We start from the raw sequence: 21,469 nt of genomic DNA, 5'->3' as shown, positions 1-21,469 counted from the left end.
TCCAATCTGTTAATTATTCTTTGCGGCCTTTCTGAGCAACGTCCTGCTTCAGATGCTCGCAAAACTCTTCAATCGACAATGTGCCGAGATCTTCACCGGTACGGGTACGTACTGCCACGGTACCAGTTTCTACTTCCTTATCGCCAACAACAAGCAAATAAGGAACTTTCTGAATAGTGTGCTCGCGGATTTTAAAGCCGATCTTCTCATTTCTCAAGTCCGCAGAGGCAAAGAATCCAAGTTCTGTGAGTTTTTCTTCAAGTTCACGGCAATATTCACCCTGTTTATCGGTAATATTCAGAATCGAGACCTGCTGAGGAGCTAACCACGTCGGTAAAGCACCAGCAAAGTTTTCAATTAGAATACCGATAAAGCGTTCAAATGAACCCAGAATCGCACGATGCAACATCACCGGTGTTTCACGATCGCCCGATTCATTGACAAATTGCGCGCCCAAACGGCCCGGCATGGAGAAGTCGACCTGAATCGTACCACACTGCCAAACGCGTCCTAGACAGTCTTTCAACGAGAATTCAACTTTAGGGCCATAGAAAGCACCTTCGCCCGGCAGTTCATCCCAGTCTAAACCAGCCGCATCGAGCGCATCGCCCAAAGCTTTTTCCGCTTTATCCCAAACCTCATCCGAACCCACACGTTTTTCTGGACGAGTCGATAGCTTGTAGATGACTTCACTAAAGCCAAAGTCAGCATAGACTTCGTGCAAGAAGTCGATAAAGCGCGCGACTTCGCTCTGAATATCATCTTCGGCACAGAAGATATGGGCATCATCTTGCACAAAGCCACGCACCCGCATAATGCCGTGTAGCGCGCCCGAAGGTTCGTTACGGTGACAGCAGCCAAACTCAGCTAAACGCAACGGCAGATCGCGGTATGAACGCAATCCCTGATTAAACACCTGAACATGACAAGGGCAGTTCATCGGCTTAATAGCGAAATCACGGTTCTCGGAATGAGTGGTAAACATCTCCTCGGAGAATTTATCCCAATGACCGGATTTTTCCCACAGCGTACGTTCAACCACCTGCGGAGTTTTAATCTCATTATAACTATGCTGACGCTGTTTCGTCCGCATGTATTGCTCGATTGTTTGATACAGCTTCCAGCCATCGGCATGCCAAAACACCATACCCGGCGCTTCTTCTTGCAAATGGAACAGATTTAACTGTTTGCCCAGTTTACGGTGATCGCGCTTTTCCGCTTCTTCTAGACGATGCAGATACTCTTTAAGGTCTTTTTTATCGCCCCAAGCAGTACCATAGATACGCTGCAACATCTCATTATTGGAATCGCCACGCCAATAGGCACCCGCCAATTTCATCAGTTTGAAGACTTTGATGTGTCCAGTCGATGGTACGTGAGGGCCACGACAGAGATCGATAAACTCGCCCTGAGAGTAGAATGAAAGATCTTCGTCACTCGGAATTGCTTCAAGCAATTCAACCTTATACTTCTCACCCTTCTCTTCGAATAAACGTACCGCTTCATCACGGCTCATCAACGAACGGGAAATAGGATGGTTGGCCTTGACGAGCTCTTTCATCTTCGCTTCGATTTTCTGCAGATCATCCGGGGTAAACGGACGTTCGTAAGCGAAGTCATAATAAAAGCCGTCATCGATGACTGGACCGATCGTCACCTGAGCGGTTGGAAACAATTGCTGCACCGCCATCGCCATTAGATGAGCACAGGAGTGACGAATCACCTCAAGACCCTCTTCATCGCGGGGCGTAATAATGGCTAATTCAGCATCGTCAGTAATGGTGTGGGAGGTATCCACCAATTCACCATTCACTTTACCGGCTAAGGCAACCTTAGCCAAACCAGCGCCGATATCGGCGGCAACATCAAAAACAGTAACGGCGTTAGCAAACTCGCGTTTACTACCATCAGGGAGGGTAATGACAGGCATTGTGCGTTCCTATATGTTAGCGATAAGACTGATCAGTACCACAGACCAGCCTAACAATTTAGTTACCGTTACAAACCAAGTAGCGGTAATACAGGCGAGGTATTTTACGGCAAACTCAAGTATAAAGCTATTTGCATAGGCCGTGTCTAACCAAAAGATAGATCGCTATAGCTGCCCCTTCTCGGGGCGATTAAGGCCAAGCGAAGCTCAATCAAAGCTCAATCAAAGCTCAATATTCGTCATGAAGTAAAACCTGATTCTACAATCAGCATTCTTTCTCTAAATGTCGCCGCGTATAAAGAATGTGCTCGCTGGCGGCGCGGCGAGCCGCCTCGGCATCACGGTTCATAATCGCCTGATGGATCGCACTATGCTGCGCACGAATCCCCTCCGGATAGCGACCATACGTTTTCAGGGTGCGCGTTAACACGCCATAGATCGCATTAAAGAAACGGGTATAAAACAACTGACTAAACGAGATGATCAGTAGATGATGTGATGACTCTGCGATCATCATATGAAAGCGTAAGTCTTCTTTGGCTTTGGCTAATGTAGTTTCTCGCTGACCTCGCTGCAGCATCTGACGATATTCTTTATCTAGCGCCGCTAACTGCTCATCACTGGCCCGTAACGAAGCATAATAAGCCGCCTCACCTTCGAGCATGGCGCGAACCTCCAAGACCTGCCGTTGAAACTCAGGGTTATCGCCCAGCGCCTTGCCTTCCCCTAAGGGCAGGTTAAAGTGTGGCTCAAGTAAATTCTTGACTCGCGTTTTACCGCCTTGACGAATCTCAACATAGCCTTCAGCTTCGAGCTGCCCCACCGCTTCGCGCACCGTCGAACGCGACACCGCTAAGCCCTCTGACATACGTCGCTGTGATTGCAATTCAGCCCCAGGCAGCAAGGCGCCTGAGAACAGGCTTTCTTTTAGTTGCTGCAACAGCTCATCACTCAAATTCGGCATTCTTTTCACTTCTTGGTCAGACCAGTTTGCAGTGTAGCATTTCTTTCCGGCGGTTCATTCACTATCTTGCATAGCAGTAACGTAACCAATCAGGCCCATCACAACGGTGAATTGTCTCACTGACTCGAGCCTATAACGATAAATAATAAACGGTAACTCCTCATGTCACATACATCATCTGGCCCGCGTGTCGGCCTATTTGTCACCTGTTTAGCAGACATGTTTCGCCCGTCCGTTGCTTTCGCTACCGTACAGCTGTTAGAGCAAGCAGGCTGTCGCGTCGAAGTGCCCGAACGGCAAACTTGCTGTGGTCAGCCGGCGTTTAATTCCGGCGATCGTCAAACCACCGCCGACATCGCCCGACAGACTCTCGATGCCTTCGATGGCTATGAATATGTGGTGGCGCCTTCTGGCTCCTGCATTGGCATGTTGCATCAATACTCCGATCTATTTGATGTCAGCGACCCTTATTTTCAACGAGCCAAATCACTCGCCGCTCGGGCACACGAAATCACCTCATTCCTATTCGATGTGCTCGGCTCATCAGCCCTTGAAGCCCAACTAAAGCAACTGCGGTTTGAACAGAAAGTGACCTATCACGATTCCTGTGCCGGTCTGCGCGAACTCGGCATCAAACAGCAACCGCGACAACTGCTCAGTCACATTCAGGGGGTCGAACTCGAAGAGATGGACGAAGCCGAAACGTGTTGCGGTTTCGGTGGCACTTTTTGCGTTAAATACCCTGAAGTCTCCAATCGCATGGTGTCGAATAAGAGCCACAATATCAGCAACACCGATGCACAGACGTTACTCGGCGGCGATTTAGGCTGTCTACTGAATATGGCCGGTAAACTCAAGCGAGAAGGCAAGCCGATAGAAGCCCGTCATGTTGTCGAAGTGTTAGCGGGTATGACCGATACACCCGCCATTGGCGAAGCCGATTACTATCGCGCCAAACAACTTTAAGGAGCGACACCATGCAAATTAATACCCCGTTCTTTAAACAACGTGCGCACGATGCACTGCACGATGAGAACTTACAAACGGCCTTGGCAAAACTCAAAACCGGCTTTCCCGAAAAGCGCGCGATTGCCGTAGAGCGGATGCCCGAATTTGAGGCGCTACGGAATCAAGGACGCGATCTTAAAAATCATATTATGGAACACCTCGATCTTTACCTTGAACAGTTTGAAACCAAGGTAATCGAAAATGGTGGCCATGTGCACTGGGCGAGAACCGCCGAGGATGCTAATCAGATCATTCTGGATATCTGTCAGCAGGTTGATGCGAAAACCGTGACCAAAGGTAAATCGATGGTCACCGAAGAGATCGGCCTGAACGATTTTCTCGAACAAAACGGTGTGCAGCCGGTGGAGACCGACTTGGGAGAATACATCCTGCAACTGCGTCAGGATCACCCGAGCCATATCATCGCTCCCGCGATTCACCTGAACCTAGAAGATGTCTCCGAAGCCTTTCATGCACACCATAACCGCCCGAAATCCAGTGATCCTGCGGTACTCATGCAGGAAGCCCGTGAAGTACTCAGAGAAAAATTTGTTGCCGCCGATGTCGGTATTACCGGAGCGAATTTCTGTGTCGCCGAAACGGGTTCAACCATCATTGTCACCAATGAAGGCAACGGTGATCTAACCCAAACCCTGCCAAAAACCCATATCGTCGTGACATCGATCGAAAAGGTGGTACCAACACTCGAAGATATGACGCTGTTCCTTCGTCTGTTGGCCCGTTCCGCCACGGGACAAGAGTTTTCCGTCTACAACACGTTATCCACCGGCCCCCGTCGAGAGGGAGATCAAGATGGTCCAGAAAACTTCCATGTGGTACTGGTAGATAACGGTCGCAGTGAAATGATCGGCACCGAATTTCAAGAGATGCTGCGTTGCATTCGCTGTTCAGCCTGTATGAATCACTGCCCAGTCTATGGCGCTGTCGGCGGACACAGCTATGGTTGGGTTTATCCCGGTCCGATGGGTTCAGTGCTGACGCCGCAGATGATCGGTATCGAACAAGGAGGCATGCTCCCCAATGCATCGACCTTCTGTGGTAAATGTGAATCGGTTTGTCCGGTAAAAATCCCACTGCCAAAATTGATGCGTCATTGGCGTGAAGATGAATTTCAAAAACACCTGCAACCGAAAGCCGCTCGTTATGGTTTAGCCAGTTGGGCTTTTTTAGTCAAGCGTCCAGCCTTGTACCGTTGTTTTACTCGCCTATCCAACTGGCTCATGCGCTCCTGGGCAGGAAAAAAAGGCCGCTTAAGCAAGCTTCCCTTGGCTAGTGGTTGGACCGATTGGCGTGATATGCCAGCACCACAAAGCCAAACCTTTATGCAAGCCTGGAAACAACAGCAGAAAACAGGAGACCGCTCATGAGCACCGATTCCATTAACGCTCAACAGCCAACCATGCATTCAAATAAGCGCTCTCAGACCAGTCGCCGCGATATTTTTAACAATATTCGTCGCGGTCTTAAGGCTGATTCCGTCGATACACAGCGACAGCAGCGTGTCACCAACCGACTTTCCGCCAAAGCAGACAACCTGATTCCCGCCCGCTCTCAACTCCCCGTAGCCGAACAGGTAGCGCTGTTTAAAACCATGGCTATTGAAGCGGCGGCCGAATTGATCGAGCTGGATAATATCGAGCAGCTGCCTCAGGCCTGCTGCGATTGGCTGACACAACATCAATGCAAACAATTGATTAGCGCCAGCACGCCGGTGCTTCGCGATCTCGACTGGGAACCGCTGACTCAGCAACAGATAAACCGCACAGAACGAGTGGCTCAAGCCGGCGATATCGCCAGCCTCACCACCAGCTTTGCGGGTATCGCCGAAACCGGCACGTTAATGCTGCATTCCAACGCTCACAGCCCAACTACGCTAAATTTTCTGCCCGACAATCATCTCGTGGTACTGCATCGCTCGGCGATTGTCGGTAGCTATGAAGAAGCTTGGAAAAAGCTGAGACAGCAGTGTTTCGGCGACAACCCCGATCAGCAGTTGCCCCGTACCGTGAATATGATTACCGGCCCCTCTCGGAGTGCCGATATCGAACAGACATTACAGATGGGCGCCCACGGCCCCAAAGCACTGATTATCTTTCTTATTAACGATTAAGACGCAGTTGACTGATCGTCACTCGGTCAGTCAACTTTTAGCCACGATAGACGGCAATATCGCCGTCCACCGGGCACGTCCCTGCGCTGCGCCCTCAGATAGCATAATAATTAGCCCTTACGCCTATTATCACACCAATTTGGGCACACAGATCATGGTTAATCCGTTTAAAATACGTTTAAAATACACCCCTAATATTCTCACTATCGACCTGACAAAAGGATGCCTAACATGCAGGCATTACTGCAGTACAATTGGGCCAGCGTTACCCGTCTAACTTTAATAATAAGCCTAGCGACAACACTGCTTCCTGCTCTCGTATCGGCAACAGATCTTAGCTCAGAACCGATCACCCCAATCGCCTCAATCAGCAACCTCAACCAAGCCAAAGTCCAGCTAGGAAAGGCCTTGTTTCATGATCCTCGCCTGTCGAGCAACAACAGTATCAGCTGTGCCAGTTGTCATGATTTAAGTGGCGGCGGCGCCGATAAAGTTTCACTGTCGTTCGGTGTCAACGGTACTAAAGGCTTAACCAACACCCCCACGGTCTATAACAGCGCGCTGAACATTGCTCAGTTCTGGGATGGACGCGCGGCCGACTTACACGAACAGGTCGATGGGCCGGTGCAAAATCCACTCGAAATGAACACCCACTGGCCAGAGATTATCAATAAGCTTAATCGAGATCAGGCGCTTAAACAGCAGTTTGAAACACTCTACCCTGAGGGCTTAAATGCCAACAATATTCGCGCGAGTATCGTCGAGTTTGAGCGTTCTCTAGCAACACTCAACGCGCCCTTCGATCAATGGCTGCTAGGCAACGAAGCCGCACTGACTGATAAACAGAAGCAAGGCTACCGCTTGTTTAAATCCTATGGCTGTGTCAGTTGTCATCAGGGCGCTAATGTCGGCGGCAATATGTACGCTTACTTCGGTGCGGTACACAATATTATGGAATATTTTGAGCTCCGCTCAACGCCTCCAAGCGAAGCTGACTTAGGCCGTTACAGCGTGACAAAAAATCCCCTCGATAGGTTTCTATTTAAAGTGCCAAGTCTGCGAATGGCTTCGCTTACCGCGCCCTATTTTCATGACGGGGCCGTGCCTGATTTAAATACAGCGATTATCATCATGGGCCGCTTTCAACTCGGTAGGGAGATACCCAAAGAGCACGTCTCTGCCATCAGCGCCTTTATCAGCTCCTTGGCCGGTGAACACCCGGAGTTAGCAGAATGATCTGGCTCAGACCCCATCGTTACCTGATCTACCTATTAGCTATCAGCCTGCTGGGGTGTTTATTTTATTTACTCAAGTCGCAATACTCGCAGCCTAATCAGCAACGTTCTGAAGTGTTATTACAACTACAAGCTTTTGATAATGCACTCGATTTAGAAGTTCTGACGATTAGTTCAATGCAACAGCAAAACTATGATGAAATCGTCAAACTTGCTCGACAATTACAACAACAAGAAACCAACCCCGATACCGCCAAGCTGTTTGATGATCTACCTAGCGCATTAAAGGAAAAACTACAGCACTATCGTACGACACTGCATCAGCGCATTAAACTGGCCGAGCAGATTAAAACGCATGCCGCCACCGTTCGTAATGGCCTCAACTATCTGCCGATGCTCATCGCCGCGATCGCTGCACAGGATAAAGCTCATTTAGCCTCAGCCAGAGAGATCGCCACTCAGTTTTACCAATACCATATATTCAAAAGTGAACTGGATGCTAAGGCCCTAAAAGGCAAGCTTCAGCGCCCAATGGATCAATCGGAGAGTATGCAGGCACTGCAACTTCATATCAGCTCGAATCTGACCGCTGAAACTCGATTGACGCAACTATTGAATAAATATAAACAAGTACCGAACAAGGTCGCCTTCAATCAACTCTATAGCGCTTATCTGAGTCACCGCAATCAAGCCACGCAACAGACCGATTATGTCAACACGGTGCTGATCGGTTTAACAACGGTGTTGATTTTATTGCTGACCTTCCTTTATCTCCGCTTAGTTCGATCTCACACGCAGACACAACAGGCTCAAATACGTCTAAAAGATGGGGTAGACAACATCAGAGAGGCCTTTGCACTGTTCGATAGTGATAAAAAACTGATTCTCAGCAATCGTAATTTTTCGCGTTACTACCCCTGGGTAAGCCAATTATTAACCCCTGGCACCCCCATGGAAACAATTCAAGCGGCCATCGATAGTCGCTGTCACTATCAAAAAAATAGCGATGCCGATCTGCGACCGATTCAGCAAATCGATAGTGGTCATTACTATCTTTGCAGTAACAGTCCAACCAATGAAGGCGGCGAAGTCTGGGTGCGTGTGGATATCAGCGACACTCGGCGAACCGAACAGGAGCTGCGAAAATACTCTAGGGCACTCATGCAAAGCCCTGCGGCGGTGGTGATTACCGATACCGATGGCATCATCGAATATATTAACCCGAAAGCCGAAAGCGTTAGTGGCTACTCACTTCAAGAAGTTATCGGTAAACGCCCCAGCATCTTCAGTTCTGGAGATCTATCGCCGGTCAACTATCAGCAGATGTGGCAACAAATGCTCGCCGGTCATGCTTGGCATGGCACCTTTCTCAATCAACGTAAAAATGGCTCATTATACTGGGAAGCCGCCACGATCTCTGCCGTCAGGGATTCCCTCGGTGAAATTACTCACTTTGTCGCGGTGAAAGAAGATATTACCGAACGCCGCGCCACCGAAGAGCAATTACGGATGACGGCAACCGTCTTTGAAACCACCAATGAAGGCATCATGATTACCGCCCCCGATTCGACGATTATCTCGGTCAACCCAGCCTTTACCGAGATTACCGGTTATGCAGCACAAGACGTTGTCGGCAAAAAGCCTCAGGTACTTCAATCGGGCAAACAAAACAGCGACTTTTATCGATGCATGTGGCAGACACTGAAAAAGAATGGCAGTTGGTCCGGTGAAATCTGGAACAAACGTCAAAACGGTATCATCTACCCACAGTGGCTCTCCATCGCCGCAGTACAGAACCGCGATGGCCTGCTGGAACAGTATGTCGCCGTCTTCTCGGACATGACACAGCGTAAAAATGATGAAGAACAAATTCGTCAGCAAGCTAATTTTGATGCCCTCACCTCACTGCCTAACCGAACCATGCTTAAACGAGAACTGACATCGATACAGCACCGCTGTGATCAATCAGGCCATATCTGTGCCCTGCTGTTTATCGACCTAGATCGATTCAAAGCGGTTAACGATACCCTCGGCCATTCGGTCGGCGATCAGATGTTACAGCAGGTTAGTCTGCGTCTCACCTCCGTGATTCGTGAATCCGATCTCTTAAGTCGCTTTGGCGGTGATGAGTTTGTGATTGTATTACAGGATCTTACCGATCCAGAAGAGGCTGCCATCATTGCGAAACAGGTGATTGATATCCTTCAGCCACCGTTTCAGCTCGCCGACCGAACACTTTACATTGGTGCCAGTGTGGGTATCTCCTGTTATCCCAACGATAGTCAGAATAGCGAAGTCATGTTACGTCATGCCGATATGGCGATGTATCTAGCTAAAGATAATGGCCGCAATCAATATCAGTTCTTCAATGCTCAGATGCGCGAAGAGGTTAAAAACCGTACCGAATTAGAACAATCATTGCGTCAGGCCATTAATAACCATGAATTTGAGCTATATTATCAGCCCATCACCAACTGTCAGCAACGTAAAGTCATTGCTGTCGAAGCTCTCATTCGCTGGCATCATCCAGACAAGGGCCTTATCAGCCCAACAGAATTTATTCCCCTAGCCGAAGAAACCGGCTTAATTCAGCCGATTGGTTTATGGGTGCTCAGACAGAGCTGTGAACAACTCATTAAATGGCAACAGCAAGGGCTTAACGATCTCTCTATCTCCGTTAATATCTCCAGTAATCAGCGCTTACTCGGCTTCGATGCCAACGTTGCCGCGGATATTATGAATAGCCTAGGCGTCGACCCAAGCAAAATAATCTTTGAAATAACGGAAAGCATCTTTCTGGAAAATTCAACCGAAGCCATTACCTGGCTGCAACAATTTAAAGCGCTCGGTTCTAAACTGGCTATCGATGACTTCGGTACCGGCTACTCATCGTTAAGCTATCTAAAATTGTTCCCGATTGATAAGTTAAAAATAGATCGGGCTTTTATTCGCGATCTGCCCGACAATCAAGAAGACGCCACCCTAGTAAAAGCGATCATTGCGATGTCTAAAAGCCTCGGTCTAGAACTCATTGCCGAAGGCGTCGAAACCTCTGAACAGCTAGCGTTTTTAAACCAATTAGATTGTCACAATATTCAGGGATACTTATTCAGCAAACCCACTCAGGCCGATCAACTAGCCACCACGATTCAGCAAATCAATCACACCTTTACTCAGCTTTCTGCCGTTGACTATGAGATCTAACGATAGACGATAGACACATCACCATAAAACCGCTCACGGCGGCTTTAAGCAACAACCATCACACTCATCTAAGCACACCGATTGTCGACCCTAGCGATACGTTAGGGAAGGTGCGAATAAGTCCGTTATGTTCTCTGTAAGCCAGAGGCGTCATTGACTTATTCGCACCTTCCTTAGGGTCGAACAGTGGCACAGTGCTGTGGCAAACGCTGCACTGCCAACCAATACGATCACGTCACACGTGTTATGTGTTTTGACCTTCACCGTTTAAATTACAGCTATAGTTATCTAAGTGATCAAACGACAGCATTAAACTCACTCTTTGCTTGCAGGGTTTGTATGTTTACTTCTTTAACGTTCAGTTTTATTGCCTTTGGTGCTGCCGCATTAGTGATTATCATGGCGGGTAGCAAGTTAGCGAAACTGTCGGATTCATTAGCCGATCAAACAGGCTTGGGGGAGGCCTTATTTGGCGTTTTGTTCTTAGCCGGTGTGACTTCACTACCTGATTTTGCGGCAACGTTAACAGCTGCCGTGGACGCCCGCCCTAATTTGGCGATGAGTAATGTGATGGGCAGTATGGCCGTCAATCTGGTGTTTCTTGCGGTGGCGGATAGTGTTTATCGTCAGGCTAACTTGGAACATGCGGCCGCCTCGACGGTTAACCTCATGCTCGCGGGGTTACTCATTGTTTTATTAACCCTCCCCTTACTGGCCGTGTTTAGCCCCGCGATGACCCTTTTTAATATTCACCCCATCACGGTGGTGATTATTATCGCTTATCTGTTTGGCTTCCATTTGGTTGTGCATACTAAAACCAAGCCTATGTGGTTTCCGCGACAAACACGTCACACAGTCGCAGACCAACCCGATACACAGCATCACGATAACTTAACGTGGGTGTGGATAACGTTTATTGGTATGGCCGCTTTAACGGGCGCTGCAGGCTGGATTTTAATGGAATCCGCAAAGCTAATTGCCGATCAAACGGATATTTCTGAAACCTTAATGGGTGGCTTTTTCACTGCACTGGCAACCTCAACACCAGAGTTAGTCACAACCATTGTAGCCATCCGTATTGGCGCCTTAACCCTCGCCGTGAGTAATATTTTGGGCACCAACTGCTTTAATATGCTGGTAGTTGCCGCCGCCGATCTAGGCTATACCCAAGGATCGATCTATCATGATATCGCACCGGTTCAAGTCACATGGGCTTTAGTGAGTATTTTAATGACCGCCATTTTACTGTTAGGCATGGTGAGACGCGAAACCTATGGAATTGGTAAAATCGGCTTTGAAAGTGCACTCATTTTCGCTATCTACGCGATTACCCTAGGTTTGATTATACTGAGTGATTAAAACCTACAGGGTCATTACCCCGCTGACTCATTGGCGTCTATCACTCAAACGATGACGTGACTGCCACAAACACAGCGGTTTACTCGCTAGCCAAGACGCTTGCTCTTTTATGAACGCTTTGGAAGGCGGGTGTGCTAACAAGCGATTCCTTGGTAACAGACCTACTGACCAGCGCCAGCAGCTATCAACGATAGTTGCACTCATCATCGATCATCAATGCAGATTAATAGCGCTGTAAACAGTGATCGCGACACCGCCCCCATTCAGCGCCATGACGTCGCCTCATCAACTGTAACCTTAACCCTCATCCACGTTAAAACATCATCATTTGCCGCAACATAGATTAAATAACACCAACAACGACATTAACCGTTCGTAATGAGGCAATGATTAAATCGCATTTCTGTCACAGTTCGATTAGATGAGATAGCCCCTGAACGACACTCGATAAAAGCAATCGCTCAACCTATGACATCGGCTATTGAATCAATATGAATCGGCTGTTGAGGTCGGGCTCAACGAGTATGGAGCGTGAGCGATGCGAATGACCACCACCTTTGGCATAAACCAGATTGTCAGTCATGGTTTTGGCGTGTTTTTATTTGCCGCACTGGTGCCGCTGATGCAAGAATCAATTGCCATCAGCCATTGGTATTTAGCCACCATTGGTGCACTGACTCAACTCTCTTATCTGGGCGGCGCGATGCTGCTGGGACTCATTGGCCATCGTATCGATTCCGGCCGCTTAGTCCTGATCACCGGTGCGATCAGCAGCGCATTGCTGCTGATCATGGCGACTCTCAACGACCCTATGCTGGTGTTACTGACTCTCATCGGCCTCGCCGCGAGTGCGGCGATTAGCTGGGGCGCCATTGTCGAGCTGATTACTCGCTATGCCCATCCATCATTTTGCTCCACCAGCTTGTCCAGCGCCTCAAGCGGGACTGCTTGGGGCTATGGCCTCAATGGCTTACTCATTTTGTTAGTTGTGCCGCTGCTTGGCTGGCGCAGCGGTTGGGTGCTCGCCGGTATACTCGGTTACATGGCCCTAATACTGACCTTTTTTCTCTTACAACATCTTAAACAGCGTGATGTTTCTAGCGCCAGCGAAACCAAGCACGCGTTACCTGCACGACAACTGTTTTACATTATCGCGACAGAACGTACAGCCTTTTTCGCCTGCCTCATCTGCCTCATGGTCGGCTTCGCCACCATGCCGTTCGCAACCTGGCTAAACACCTATTTAGCTGAGCTATCCTTACCTGCGGCGCTCGGTGGCTATACCTGGACGATGTCAGGTATTACGGGCATGGCAGCAGGCTTTCTATCCGGTAAATTGGCCGATAAAAAAGGCCATGGCACCGCCTTATTGATCATCTTTGGCGGTTTTGCCTTAGGACAGCTCGCCCTGATCTACGATCCCGCCTCATTTGCAATATTTGCCGGGTTTGGTTATGGCCTGATGTACTTCCCCATGTGGGGCATTATTGCGGGTTGGGTTAAACAGCATTATTCATCCACCGCGACTATGCAGATCAACGGTATCGGCATGGTTACCTTTGGTCTCGGCGGTGCATTAGGCAACCTGTTGGCAGGATTTATTCGAGAACTCACCGGTAGTTTAGAAGGCGTCTACTGGATCATCGCCGCTGACGCCTTATTGTTGCTGGGCGTGGCTGCTTATATTTACCTGACAGAACGCCCGAAAGACGGATCAAACCCATTCAATGACTTTACTCAAGGGGCCCCCGGCTAAACGCCTCGCGCGACCAACACCCTTTTGACCGAGCACAGTCTAGGCCGAGGCGACCACCCAATCGCCACGACTTCACTTATTCAAAGACCCGATTTAAAGACCCTATTAGTCTAGTCGCGCCCCAGCCTTAGCAGCCTTCACCCGGCGACACATTTACCATAAAAAACATTCACTATAAAAACGACTTCGACTCCCTCATGGTGCATCGGTCTTCATTCGTTGCTGGCACCACCGGTTAACAAACCTAATTCAGCTAACCTTGTAAAACACATAATCAAAAATTCACTACTTCATATTCAAAAAAACAATGATCTCTCACCGCGATAGCGTACCCCCCAGCACTGCAGGACTATTTGAATTTCCGATCACTCACTGTTGTTTTATTTGTTTGCCGTCTCCCCGTTCAAAACACAACATACAGCGACAACAAAAACAAACCTAATGAGGGTTTTATGACAGCGATGACACGCATGAACACAGATCAACAGCAATACACGCAACAACAAGAACGCCTTGGACAAATCGTTGACTTGGAAAGCTATCCTATTCACGACTTAGAACATCCCGTTACCAAAGAACTCATCGCTCGCTGCAAGCAGCAATTAGATGATGTTGGCTGTAGCGTGATAGCCAATTTTGTCAGGCCTGAAGCACAAGAACGTATGCGTCTTGAAGCGCGCCGCCTGATGCCTTGCCTGTTTCGTTCTGAGCAGAAACACAATCCTTATATGACAAAAGAAGATGAGCGACTGCCGGACACACATCCTAACCGTTATTTACAACGCCGTACCGCTGGCTTTATCAATACCGATATCATTCCACCAGAATCCGATATGCTGGCCATGTATGACAACGACATCATGACGCGCTTTATCGGCGCATGCCTTGGCATCTGGCCGATCTATACCTGGGCAGACCCATTGGCACGCTGCCCATACGGGGTATTGGAACATGGTGACTATTTCCCATGGCATTTCGATGGTAACGAATTCACCGTCAGCGTCTCTGTAGAGCAGCCGGAAGAAGGCGGCACATTTGAATATGCTCCGAACATCCGCTCCGTGGAAAACGAAAATATCGAAGGCATCAACCGAGTACTCAACGGTGATAAAGAAGGCGTTTACGAACTGGAATGGAAACCCGGCTATCTTCAGCTGTTTAAAGGCCGTTACGCACTGCACCGAGTACAAGAAGTCAAAGGATCAGGGGCATGGATTACCGCACTGCCGACCTACATGACGGATCCGGATACGGTCAACCGCCCAGAACATTCAAAACAGTTCTACGGCCGTGCTCTACCGATTCACTTTGAGCGTGAAGCTAATCGGCCGGATAACCTAGCCGACTGATTGAAACAACTTTTTAAAGGCCTTATTTTTAGTGCATTGAGTGGCCCTGAGCATGTCATCATCAGAGCTTACTCGCTAAGGGGCTATTTTTAGATAGTAATGACCTATACAACAAACGCAAAAAAGCCTCCATCATCGCTGATGGAGGCTTTTTATAGGGCGCGTAAAATTATGCAGCGTCTTTAGCAGGCGCTTTAGGGGCAGGTGCAGCAGCAACAGAATCTTTAGCTTCAGTCAGGATCGCCTGAACTTCAGCAAAGTAGGCCTTAGAGCTTTCTGCCGCGTCTTTAGCTTCTGTTTGCAGTGCTTCAATTTTAGCTTTAGCTTCTTCAGACTTGGCCGTAACAAAAGCAGTGAAAGCGTCAACATCTTTGATTGAAGCGAAAGCTTTAAAGTCAGCTTGTGATTGAGCAATCTGCTTTTCAATAGCCGCTTTTTGCAGCTCGAAAGCTTTAGTGAACGTAGCCGTGTTCAGTTCAATCAGTTTCTGCATAGGTGCGCTAAAAGCAGAGAAGTCAGCCGTAGGAATAGTCTTAAACATGATGTGTACCCATTGAAAATTGTGGTTGATGTAGAGATACTACAACCTCGCCTTGCTGCACTGCAACAAATATTTTCAATATAATTACACAATCTTAACTAACTATCTGTATTTAAATAAAATTTATTTACAAAAATCTGTTGTGCAAACGCTAAAAAAACAGGAGATTTATCAAGCTTAATCTACTTATAAAAGCGAACAAGCCACTGTTCTGAGCGCACTTCCGTCATATTGCAGTCATTAGCACGATAGACTTTCGGCTACCAATGAACACTTCTCTTCCCTAAATAGCAGTATGAAATTCTGAGGACAACCTCAGCAAAGCAGCACCGACAGTCCCAACGTTCACATACGCGCAGCAAATTACTCAGTCATGCACTACGCTACAGATCAATGGAATAGTAAAAACCTATCTCATAGATAAAAAATAACCGTTTCACAAGCTACCTTAAACCGCTGATACTCGACGCGAGTACTGACTAAATTGCACTAATCACTCACGCTGTCAGTGCCACAGAAAACCCACACCTAGGAGAGCGATAATGTCTAACAATAAATGTCCTGTGATGCACGGTGGTGCTACAGAAAGCCATATGTCAAACATGGAATGGTGGCCGAAGGCGCTTAACCTCGACATTCTGCATCAACAGGACACTAAGACCAATCCGATGGGAACGAATTTTAACTATCGCGCTGAGGTCAAAAAGCTTGACGTGGCGGCACTCAAAAAAGATATGCTCGCACTAATGACCGACAGTCAGGCTTGGTGGCCCAGCGATTGGGGTCATTATGGCGCCTTGATGATCCGTATGTCATGGCATGCGGCAGGCACCTATCGTATCGCTGATGGTCGTGGTGGTGCTGGCACCGGTAATCAACGCTTTGCACCGCTGAACTCCTGGCCTGATAACGTCAATCTAGACAAAGCCCGCCGTCTCCTCTGGCCAATCAAAAAGAAATACGGCAATCAACTAAGCTGGGCTGATCTGATTGCCTATGCTGGCACTATGGCCTATGAATCGATGGGCTTAAAGACCTACGGTTTCGCCTTTGGACGCGAAGATATCTGGCATCCCGAAAAAGATATTTATTGGGGCTCTGAGAAACAATGGTTAGCGCCTAGCGGCAGTAAAGGGAGCCGTTATTCCGGTGAGCGCGACCTAGAAAATCCACTCGCCGCTGTGATGATGGGGCTTATCTATGTTAACCCGGAAGGGGTTGACGGTAACCCCGACCCACTCAAAACGGCCCAAGATATTCGCGTTACCTTTGAACGAATGGCGATGAATGATGAAGAGACCGTTGCCTTGACCGCCGGCGGACACACAGTAGGAAAATGTCATGGTAATGGTGACGCCGAGCAGCTTGGCGCCGACCCTGAAGGTGCAGAGATTGAAGATCAAGGGTTTGGCTGGCTCAATAAAACCCAGCGAGGCATCGGACGAGATACGGTCTCCAGCGGTATCGAAGGGGCGTGGACCACGCATCCAACTCAATGGGATAACGGTTATTTTGAGCTACTACTAAACTATGAATGGGAACTCAAGAAAAGCCCCGCAGGCGCTTGGCAGTGGGAACCCATAAATATTAAGAGTGAAGATAAGCCCGCGGATGCTGAAGATCCGACACGTCAGGCGAATCCCATCATGACCGATGCGGATATGGCCATGAAAATGGATCCAGCTTATCGCAAGATATCTGAACGCTTCTACCATGACCCCGCCTATTTTTCTGATGTCTTCGCCCGCGCTTGGTTCAAACTCACTCACCGCGATATGGGGCCTAAAGCCCGTTACATTGGCCCAGATGTGCCATCAGAAACGCTTCTATGGCAAGACCCAGTGCCAACGGGCAACACGAATTATGATAGCCAAGCCGTCAAAGATCAGCTCCTCGCTAGTGGTTTAAGCATCAGTGAGATGGTGTGCACCGCATGGGATAGCGCTAGAACGTTTCGTGGCTCAGACAAACGCGGTGGCGCTAACGGCGCGCGTATCCGCCTAAGCCCACAAAAAGATTGGCCGGGCAACGAACCCGAGCGTTTAGCGAAAGTATTATCGGTATTGGGAACAATCGCCACAACGACCAAGGCCAGTCTTGCCGACGTCATTGTACTGGCGGGGAATTTGGCTGTCGAACAAGCCGCTAAAGCTGCCGGGTTCGATATCAGCGTGCCATTTTCACCGGGACGAGGCGATGCCAGTGAGGCGATGACCGATAGCGATTCATTCGACGTGTTAGAGCCGCTCCATGACGGTTTCCGTAACTGGCTAAAACAAGATTATGTCGTTTCAGCCGAAGAACTGTTACTTGATCGTAGTCAATTAATGGGCCTTACCGCCCATGAGATGACGGTATTAATTGGCGGTATGCGGGTTATTGGTACCAATCATGGTGGCACTCAGCACGGCGTCTTAACCGATCATCAAGGCGCGCTAAGCAACGACTTCTTCGTTAATTTAACGGATATGCAGTATGCCTGGATACCCGCTGGCAATAACCTTTATGAGATTCGTGATCGTCAAACAAATACCACTAAGTGGACCGCCACACGAGTGGATCTGCTATTCGGTTCTAACTCAATCTTGCGCGCTTATGCTGAAGTGTATGCTCAAGATGATAACAAGGAAAAGTTTGTCCATGACTTCGTGGCGGCCTGGAGTAAAGTGATGAACGCGGATCGCTTTGATCTACTCTAAGCTTAAATTTATAGACTTCGATAACCCCTGCACCGTGATTAGCACGGTGCAGGTATCCACCCTGCGGTAAGATCGTTTGATTAAGCGCCCACAAAGCACACCTCGCTCAAATCACTTATCGATAGCGTTAGTCTATTCATTGTCAGTCTTTTGCACAGCGATTAAAGCAGACTAAATAAATACATCTCACTTTATCGATACACAAAACCGACCTTTAAAAATCGACAGTCAGCAGATTCAACGAGCTGCATCATGGGCCCTAACAGCCGCACAACCGTAGTTAAATGGCTTGGCTTAAACATCATCAAACCAACGCGCTTACTATCGTCAAAAACAACAATAAACATCGGCAAAAAACGCTAAAAATCTTTAAGATCCACCTAAGTGACATTAAAAGAAAACAAAATAACACTCAATCACCAACAGCCGTTTCCGTTGTTTTAACATACGTGGCTTTAATATAAGCGGCTTTAACATAAGTGACTTTATTCAAAGCATCTTATGTCACTCTCAAGCAGCTCTCAAGCAGTTCTCAAGCAGTTCTCAAGCAGTTCTCAAGTAGTTCTCAAGTAGTTCTATTAGCCTAACTCTTTCCTAGTTATTTCCTAACTATTTCCTAGATCTATAGACCGCTCTTACATGCAAACCATGACAATTTATCTGGCAAAAAATTCAATTTTTTGAAAAAAACCTTGAAAATCAAAAGCACATATAAATATAATGCGAATCATTCTTATTAAGATTAATATTTAGGTTTCGCTTTGAACACACCTTCTGACAACAGTCCCTTCGAGCAAACGGCGGTAACATTCGATAACTCGGCTCTCCCTGAATCATCGACTCAGACAGGTGCGCTCACGCAACCAATCATTGACATGACCAGCGACTCCAATGTGCCGCTTGCGACGGTTTCCGGTGCTGAGGATAGCCTCACCAATGCCACAACGGCCAGCGATAACCTAGGCCAAGAGCTGAGCCAAAACCTAGTCGGTGATCAACTAGATCAAGTGATCAAGATGCTCGATATTGGTGGTCCCGTTGTGTGGATATTGATCGCTCTATCGATTTTTTCTCTGAGTATAATATTACTCAAACTCTGGCAGTTTGCCGTCACTCAACCGGAAAGCACCACCGATATCGATAAGAGTTTGACACTCTGGCGTAACCACGATCCCGTCGCTGCTATCGCCTCACTACGCTATCATCGTCCCGTCTCTAAAATCATCGCTTATGCCATGCAAGGCGTAACGTCACAACAGGCCCCTGCACTGCTTCAAGAAGAGTTATCCCGTCAAGCGAACCAACTGATCAATCAACTTCGTGCCTTACTACGCCCCTTAGAAGTCATTGCGAGTATTAGCCCGCTACTCGGTTTGATGGGCACAGTACTCGGTATGATTGTCGCGTTTCAGCAGATGGAAGCGGCGGGCAATAATGTTGACCCCTCGGTGCTATCCGGTGGTATCTGGCAAGCACTACTCACCACCGCCGTTGGCCTCGCCGTTGCAATTCCTGTGGCCACCGCTCACAGTATTCTAGAACGTAAGGTCGAACGTAGCGCGATACTGATCAACGACTATGTGACACAGGTATTCACCTGCCCTTTATATCAGGAAAAGTCTGCACTGACGGTTAAGGAACATCAGCGTGCTGCTTGAAGTTAACCCACGTAAATCACAGCCCATTAGCCTCACCCCGCTGATTGACGTGGTATTCATTCTGTTGCTGTTTTTCATGCTGTCGTCGACGTTCAGCAAAACAAAGCAATTAGAACTTCAAACCGCAGCTCCTAGCAGCACGCAGAGCAGCGCAACCGAACACAATCAACTGCTGTTATTAGCCGATCACCAAGTCGAGTTAAATGGCAAGCATTATGCCTTACAGGCGGAAGCTTTTGCTCAACAACTGCAACGCATCGTGACTAACAATGAGTCCGTCACGCTAGCCGCTTTGGCAAGCGTTAAAGTGCAGGACACGATACAGTTGATTGATAAGCTTCGCACTGCCGGTATTACCAAGTTAGATCTAAGCCCGTCGGTGGCCCCATGAATATTGTTACGACCCAACAACATAATGCATCGCGGAACAACCTCGATGACAGCATGATTCCGGCGATCAATATCGTTTTCTTGCTGCTGATATTTTTCATGCTAGCCGGCCATATTGAAGCACAAGACGCACAGCTCCAGATTCCAGCCTCCAGTAGTGAAACTGAACTCAACAGTGCAGAGCTGGAGATTCATATTGCGGCGTCAGGCGGTTACACCATCAATGGTCAAGCCAGTCAGCAAAGTCTAGCAGACTATATGAACGGTCTAGTGCTAACACCTGATACCGTGGTGATCTGCCGTATACATCGAGACCTGCCCTCTTCTGCGCTCGATCCGGTACTGCAAGCGGTACAGCAGTTCGGTATCAAGACACTGTCGATCGCGACGGAGCAGCACTGATGATCACCCCTCAAAAAGTCACCCTCAGTATTGTCGCCGCTGTTGCCGTACACCTAGCGACCTTGATGATCTGGATGAAACCGATAGATACCGAAGGGGCGATCGCTGAAGGCCAAGATGGATTACAAATTAGTGTTGGCTTAGCGGGTAGCTTTATGGAAACCCCGAATCAACCGAATAAAGATAGCAAAGAAATTCCGCGAGAAGAACCTCAAGCAGAACCTGAACAGGAGCCGGAACCGGAACCTAAAAAGCAACCCGAAAAGGAGCAACAACAAACACCAAAAAACAAAGTGCAACCCGTGCCGCTGCCTAAACCAAAACCAAAACCAAAACCCGTGCAGCCAGCAAAACCAGAGCCGACGCCTGTGCCAAAAACAGAGCCGACGCCTGATAAACAACAAAAAACGAAATCTGAGACGGTATCGACCCAGTCTGAAACAACCCCTGAGTCAGACCAGGAACCGACCCCCTCGCAATCCCAAACAAGAGCAACCGGTGTGGGCGAACGTGTAGAAACGGGTGGCAACCCTGCCGCTCGACAGAGTTATCTGACCCGAGTAATGGCCAGAATTGCACGTTTCAAACGCTACCCCCGTAGCGCCCGAAAAGACGGCGTCACCGGAGTAGTTGTCGTGAAATTCATTATCAGGAAGAGCGGCAAAGTAGAATCATCCGCCATCATCAACAGTTCTGGTGACTCCCGCCTTGATCAGGAAGCGATTGATATGCTGGTACGTTCCAGCCCTTTTGCATCGATACCTGATGAGTTAAGCAGCAGTCATTTAGAGCTAACGCTTCCCGTGGAATTTTCATTAAATCCAACCCGCAAATTGTTTTAAG

The 21,469-nt window shown here is 48.4% G+C and carries 16 protein-coding genes; 13 read left to right on the top strand and 3 right to left on the bottom strand.

Features of this window, described 5'->3' with window-relative positions:
* Nucleotides 1-13 precede the first annotated feature (13 nt).
* Nucleotides 14-1,930 carry a threonine--tRNA ligase gene (thrS, locus tag Q4488_RS12225; RefSeq protein ID WP_303580761.1) on the bottom strand — a complete coding sequence of 639 codons (1,917 nt, stop codon included), beginning with the start codon at nt 1,928-1,930 and terminating at the stop codon, nt 14-16.
* 265 nt (nt 1,931-2,195) lie between these two features.
* Complete coding sequence (locus tag Q4488_RS12220) at nt 2,196-2,894, bottom strand: FadR/GntR family transcriptional regulator (RefSeq protein ID WP_303580760.1); 699 nt, start codon at nt 2,892-2,894, stop codon at nt 2,196-2,198.
* A gap of 162 nt (nt 2,895-3,056) precedes the next feature.
* Here Q4488_RS12220 and Q4488_RS12215 point away from each other — a divergent pair, with 162 nt between their 5' ends.
* From Q4488_RS12215 to Q4488_RS12180, 8 genes are all read left to right on the top strand, one after another.
* Nucleotides 3,057-3,860 carry a (Fe-S)-binding protein gene (locus tag Q4488_RS12215; RefSeq protein ID WP_303580759.1) on the top strand — a complete coding sequence of 268 codons (804 nt, stop codon included), beginning with the start codon at nt 3,057-3,059 and terminating at the stop codon, nt 3,858-3,860.
* 11 nt (nt 3,861-3,871) lie between these two features.
* Nucleotides 3,872-5,290 (top strand): LutB/LldF family L-lactate oxidation iron-sulfur protein, encoded by a 1,419-nt coding sequence (locus tag Q4488_RS12210; RefSeq protein WP_303580758.1) that lies wholly within the window; start codon nt 3,872-3,874, stop codon nt 5,288-5,290.
* On the top strand, nt 5,287-6,033 hold the full coding sequence (locus tag Q4488_RS12205) for a lactate utilization protein (protein WP_303580757.1): 747 nt from the start codon (nt 5,287-5,289) through the stop codon (nt 6,031-6,033). The genes Q4488_RS12210 and Q4488_RS12205 overlap by 4 nt, the downstream gene beginning before the upstream one ends.
* A 231-nt stretch (nt 6,034-6,264) precedes the next feature.
* Nucleotides 6,265-7,269, top strand: coding sequence for a cytochrome-c peroxidase (locus Q4488_RS12200; protein ID WP_303580756.1), 1,005 nt, complete (start codon nt 6,265-6,267; stop codon nt 7,267-7,269).
* On the top strand, nt 7,266-10,472 hold the full coding sequence (locus Q4488_RS12195) for an EAL domain-containing protein (protein WP_303580755.1): 3,207 nt from the start codon (nt 7,266-7,268) through the stop codon (nt 10,470-10,472). Before Q4488_RS12200 ends, Q4488_RS12195 begins: the two co-directional genes overlap by 4 nt.
* 339 nt (nt 10,473-10,811) lie before the next feature.
* Entirely contained in the window at nt 10,812-11,831 is a 1,020-nt protein-coding gene (locus Q4488_RS12190) for a sodium:calcium antiporter (RefSeq protein ID WP_303580754.1), read from the top strand.
* Between the two features lie 538 nt (nt 11,832-12,369).
* On the top strand, nt 12,370-13,587 hold the full coding sequence (locus tag Q4488_RS12185; protein ID WP_303580753.1) for an MFS transporter: 1,218 nt from the start codon (nt 12,370-12,372) through the stop codon (nt 13,585-13,587).
* Between the two features lie 452 nt (nt 13,588-14,039).
* Nucleotides 14,040-14,936 carry a hypothetical protein gene (locus Q4488_RS12180; RefSeq protein ID WP_303580752.1) on the top strand — a complete coding sequence of 299 codons (897 nt, stop codon included), beginning with the start codon at nt 14,040-14,042 and terminating at the stop codon, nt 14,934-14,936.
* 169 nt (nt 14,937-15,105) lie between these two features.
* On the opposite strand, the gene Q4488_RS12175 is transcribed toward Q4488_RS12180, so the two are convergent.
* The gene (locus tag Q4488_RS12175; protein ID WP_303580751.1) at nt 15,106-15,429 is read right to left on the bottom strand and encodes a hypothetical protein; all 324 of its coding nucleotides are present in this window, start codon (nt 15,427-15,429) and stop codon (nt 15,106-15,108) included.
* A 590-nt stretch (nt 15,430-16,019) separates the two neighbouring features.
* On the opposite strand from Q4488_RS12175, the gene katG reads away from it, so the two are divergent.
* The 5 genes from katG to Q4488_RS12150 all read left to right on the top strand — a co-directional run bounded on the left by katG (nt 16,020) and on the right by Q4488_RS12150 (nt 21,468).
* Complete coding sequence (gene katG / locus Q4488_RS12170) at nt 16,020-18,176, top strand: catalase/peroxidase HPI (RefSeq protein ID WP_303580750.1); 2,157 nt, start codon at nt 16,020-16,022, stop codon at nt 18,174-18,176.
* A 761-nt stretch (nt 18,177-18,937) separates the two neighbouring features.
* Nucleotides 18,938-19,834, top strand: a complete 897-nt coding sequence (locus Q4488_RS12165; RefSeq protein ID WP_303580749.1) for a MotA/TolQ/ExbB proton channel family protein — start codon at nt 18,938-18,940, stop codon at nt 19,832-19,834.
* A complete protein-coding gene (locus Q4488_RS12160) occupies nt 19,824-20,225 on the top strand; it encodes a biopolymer transporter ExbD (RefSeq protein ID WP_303580748.1) in 402 nt (133 codons plus the stop codon). Before Q4488_RS12165 ends, Q4488_RS12160 begins: the two co-directional genes overlap by 11 nt.
* Complete coding sequence (locus Q4488_RS12155; RefSeq protein ID WP_303580747.1) at nt 20,222-20,626, top strand: biopolymer transporter ExbD; 405 nt, start codon at nt 20,222-20,224, stop codon at nt 20,624-20,626. The genes Q4488_RS12160 and Q4488_RS12155 overlap by 4 nt, the downstream gene beginning before the upstream one ends.
* The gene (locus Q4488_RS12150) at nt 20,626-21,468 is read left to right on the top strand and encodes an energy transducer TonB (RefSeq protein ID WP_303580746.1); all 843 of its coding nucleotides are present in this window, start codon (nt 20,626-20,628) and stop codon (nt 21,466-21,468) included. Before Q4488_RS12155 ends, Q4488_RS12150 begins: the two co-directional genes overlap by 1 nt.
* Nucleotide 21,469: the final 1 nt, after the last annotated feature.

Source organism: Amphritea sp. 1_MG-2023 (assembly GCF_030547545.1).
Classification (GTDB): Bacteria; Pseudomonadota; Gammaproteobacteria; order Pseudomonadales; family Balneatricaceae; genus Amphritea.
This window is presented reverse-complemented; position numbering and strand designations above follow the sequence as displayed.

Coding starts and splice junctions, on each gene's coding strand:
- thrS (WP_303580761.1), bottom strand. CDS start 1,930: ATGCCTGTCATTACCCTCCCTGATGGTAGTAAACGCGAGTTTGCTAAC.
- Q4488_RS12220 (WP_303580760.1), bottom strand. CDS start 2,894: ATGCCGAATTTGAGTGATGAGCTGTTGCAGCAACTAAAAGAAAGCCTG.
- Q4488_RS12215 (WP_303580759.1), top strand. CDS start 3,057: ATGTCACATACATCATCTGGCCCGCGTGTCGGCCTATTTGTCACCTGT.
- Q4488_RS12210 (WP_303580758.1), top strand. CDS start 3,872: ATGCAAATTAATACCCCGTTCTTTAAACAACGTGCGCACGATGCACTG.
- Q4488_RS12205 (WP_303580757.1), top strand. CDS start 5,287: ATGAGCACCGATTCCATTAACGCTCAACAGCCAACCATGCATTCAAAT.
- Q4488_RS12200 (WP_303580756.1), top strand. CDS start 6,265: ATGCAGGCATTACTGCAGTACAATTGGGCCAGCGTTACCCGTCTAACT.
- Q4488_RS12195 (WP_303580755.1), top strand. CDS start 7,266: ATGATCTGGCTCAGACCCCATCGTTACCTGATCTACCTATTAGCTATC.
- Q4488_RS12190 (WP_303580754.1), top strand. CDS start 10,812: ATGTTTACTTCTTTAACGTTCAGTTTTATTGCCTTTGGTGCTGCCGCA.
- Q4488_RS12185 (WP_303580753.1), top strand. CDS start 12,370: ATGCGAATGACCACCACCTTTGGCATAAACCAGATTGTCAGTCATGGT.
- Q4488_RS12180 (WP_303580752.1), top strand. CDS start 14,040: ATGACAGCGATGACACGCATGAACACAGATCAACAGCAATACACGCAA.
- Q4488_RS12175 (WP_303580751.1), bottom strand. CDS start 15,429: ATGCAGAAACTGATTGAACTGAACACGGCTACGTTCACTAAAGCTTTC.
- katG (WP_303580750.1), top strand. CDS start 16,020: ATGTCTAACAATAAATGTCCTGTGATGCACGGTGGTGCTACAGAAAGC.
- Q4488_RS12155 (WP_303580747.1), top strand. CDS start 20,222: ATGAATATTGTTACGACCCAACAACATAATGCATCGCGGAACAACCTC.
- Q4488_RS12150 (WP_303580746.1), top strand. CDS start 20,626: ATGATCACCCCTCAAAAAGTCACCCTCAGTATTGTCGCCGCTGTTGCC.